Source organism: Mycobacterium sp. (genome assembly GCF_025933915.1).
Lineage (GTDB): Bacteria > Actinomycetota > Actinomycetes > Mycobacteriales > Mycobacteriaceae > Mycobacterium.
The window spans coordinates 1-2,914 of the sequence record NZ_JAICZA010000283.1; the positions used below are offsets into that span (position 1 = coordinate 1).

3 protein-coding genes are annotated in these 2,914 nt (G+C 66.7%); 1 reads left to right on the forward strand and 2 read right to left on the reverse strand.

Going from position 1 to position 2,914, the window contains the following annotated elements; all coding sequences use genetic code 11:
- Position 1: 1 nt before the first annotated feature.
- Positions 2-1,210: an FAD-dependent oxidoreductase gene (locus Q0W90_RS24005; RefSeq protein WP_297777126.1), complete on the reverse strand. Its 1,209-nt coding sequence runs from the start codon at positions 1,208-1,210 to the stop codon at positions 2-4.
- 173 nt (positions 1,211-1,383) lie between these two features.
- Between Q0W90_RS24005 and Q0W90_RS24010 the strand changes: the two genes are divergently transcribed.
- Positions 1,384-1,719 carry a heme-binding protein gene (locus Q0W90_RS24010; protein WP_297596653.1) on the forward strand — a complete coding sequence of 112 codons (336 nt, stop codon included), beginning with the start codon at positions 1,384-1,386 and terminating at the stop codon, positions 1,717-1,719.
- Positions 1,720-1,729: 10 nt separating this feature from the next.
- Here the strand turns inward: Q0W90_RS24010 and Q0W90_RS24015 are convergent, their stop codons facing one another.
- Positions 1,730-2,911 carry a 1,4-beta-xylanase gene (locus tag Q0W90_RS24015; RefSeq protein ID WP_297700898.1) on the reverse strand — a complete coding sequence of 394 codons (1,182 nt, stop codon included), beginning with the start codon at positions 2,909-2,911 and terminating at the stop codon, positions 1,730-1,732.
- Positions 2,912-2,914: the final 3 nt, after the last annotated feature.

Here is a 2,914-nt window from a genome sequence, read left to right on the forward strand (position 1 = left end):
CTTAGGCCGTGTGCACGTCTGGAGTGCGTACGTGTTCGGGGCGAAGGCCTCGTCCGAATGCGATCGGCGGGATGAATTGCAGCGGGCCCCGACCCACGATCGCGGGTATCGCGATGGGTGACAGGTCACCGTTCAAGTTGGGCGCGACCACCCTGTCCTGGGCGACCACCTGAATAGCCTGGATGAGCCGGGTGGGCAGCTCTCGCCTGCGCTGCACCTTGGCGAGGTCGGTGTCGCGCAGGTGGCCCTCGCGCAGGGGGGCGGCCAGGATGTTGGCCGCCGCCACCGCGTCGGCGACGGCGAGGTTGATCCCGACACCGCCGATCGGTGACATGGCATGGGCCGCATCGCCGATGCAGAGCACGCCGCTACGCCACCACGTTTTGAGCCGGTCCACCCGCACGTCGAGCTCACTGGTCTCGTCCCAGGAACGAAGGTCGTCGACGTGTTCGCGCAGCTGCGGTCGCGCCGACACGATCCGCTCTTTGAACGCCTCCAGCGATCCGTCGCGGGGGTTTGACCCCTTGGGCACCAGATACGCGATCTGCCAATAGTCGCCCCGATAGATCAGGGCCATCATGAGGCCCTTACGGGCCACCCCGTAGAGCTCCTGCGGATCGCCGGGGCGCCAGTTCAGCCGAAACCACAGCACGTCGATCGGCGAGTGCGCCCGGGCGACCTCGAGCCCGGCGGCGTTCCGCACCGCCGACTTGCGCCCGTCCGCGCCGACCACCCGGTCGGCGCGCACCTCGAGTTCGGGCGTGCGCGCCCCGATCACCCGATCGCCGTCAAAGATCAGGTCTTTGACCTCGGCGTTGCGGATCAGCGTGAATTCCGGGTACGCAGAAGCCTTTTCGGCGAGGAAGTCGAGGAAGTCCCACTGCGGCATCAACGCGATATACGGCTGTTTGAAACCCAGCCGTTTGAGCACTCCAAACGTGCCCAAGGTGCGAATGGACCCGTCGGCGTCCAAAGCGACACGGTCGACTTTGGTGTGCGGCAGGCGCAGCAGCTCATCGACCAACCCAAGCTCGTCCATGATCCGCAGGGTGCTCGGATGCACGGTATCGCCGCGGAAGTCACGCAGAAAGTCATTGTGCTTCTCCAAGACCACAACCCGAACCCCGGCGCGGGCGAGCAAGAGCGCGTGAACCAAGCCGGCGGGGCCCCCACCGGCAACACAAACCTGGGTCTGAAGGACTTCCGCCACCGCCCGACCCTACCGTGGCCCCGCGATTCTTTGCCGCCTGATTCGCGTATGCGCCGAGCCGAAACCCCTTATGGTTTGCGGTACGAATACCCGCTCGCCTCACGGACGGTCGACGAAGGAGCGTTTCCATGGTGTGTTTTGTTCGCCCGGCAGCCCGAGCCGTTGCCGGTGGAATGGCAGCCTGCGCGGCCAGTGTGACAATGCTTTTCGCGGCGGCCGGTTCGGCTGCCGCGGACCTGCCGATGGACGATCCGCAGCCGGCGCCCGCGGCGCTACCCAATTGCACGGCGGCCGATCTGGCCCAGGTTTCGGCCGGCGTCGCCGCGGCCACGTCGGCCTACCTGTTCACCCACCCGGACGTCAACGATTACTTCACCAGCTTGAAGGGTCAGCCACGCAGCGACATGCGTGACCAGTTGAAGCAGTACATGGATGCCAACCCGCAGACCCACGCCGACCTCGAGGGCATTCGCCAGCCGTTGACCGACTTCCAGAATCGGTGCCGCTGACGCGTCCCCGTCAGCGGGCCGGTGGCGGCCGCAGATGCATCGCCAGGTCGGTCAATTCGAGGATCGTTTGAATCTCGGTGTCCCGGAACGGCCGTCCGTCGGGGCCGAGCAGGTCGTGAAACCATTCCTGCGGCATCGCCGGATCCGGGTTCGGATGGTCCCAGGAGTCCCAGGGAAAGTACGTCTGAGTTTTCCCGGCGACCAATCCCCAGTTGAACGCGCCGACGTTGGCACGCTTTGCGATGGGCAGGATGCTTTGCACCGTGCTGCCCAGCGGCCGGGCCATGTACTCGGTGCACAGGATCGGGCGCCCCAGCGGGACGAGCTCGCCGATGCGCCTCTCGAACGCCGCCGGTTCGCCGTAGGAGTGAAAGCTGATGACGTCGGAGTTGTCGAGCTGAATGCCGCTGATGACGCTGCGGCGCGCCGGGTCGGCCCACTCACCGTCCCACACCCCGCTCGTCAGCGGCTGGCGGGGATCGACCAGGCGCGCCCACTCGAATACCTGGGGGAGCAGGTCGGCGACCAGGTCGAGCTTGTCCTTCCGCTCGACCGACGCGTAGGTGTCCGCGGGGTTGTCCGGCTCGTTCCACAGGTCCCAGCCCAAAACGCGGTCGTCATTGCGGAATTGCGTCAGGACCCCGGTGACGTAGGCGCGTAGGGTGCGGACGTAGCCGCGGTCGTCGAGGCGCGCGGCACCCGGGCTCTGCACCCAGCCCGAGTTGTGGATGCCGGGCCGGGGGTCGCGCTGCGGACCCGGTCGGGGGAACGGATCCCAACACGAATCGAACAAGACGAACAGCGGTTTGACGCCGTGGCGGGCAGCGATGTCGACGAACCGCGCGAGACGGCCCTGGAACCCTCGGTGATCCTGCGCCCAGAGCAGATCGTGAAGGAAAACCCGCACCGCGTTGAACCCGTTGGCGCGGGCCCAACCCAATTCGGTATCGATGCGCCGGGGGTCGAAGGTTTCGGGCTGGAACATCTCCAGCTGGTTGATGGCGTTGGACGTGATGTAGTTCGCGCCCACCGGCCAACCCTGCGCTTGATACCAGCGGTTGGCGCGCTCGGGTGACCAGCGGCTTGCCTGCGGCGACGTGCGTGGCGGCTGCGCGGACGCGTGTGGTGTGTGGGCCAAGGCGATGCCTCCTGCCACTAGCAGCGGCAACTTCAACACCGTTCGACGGCGCACGAA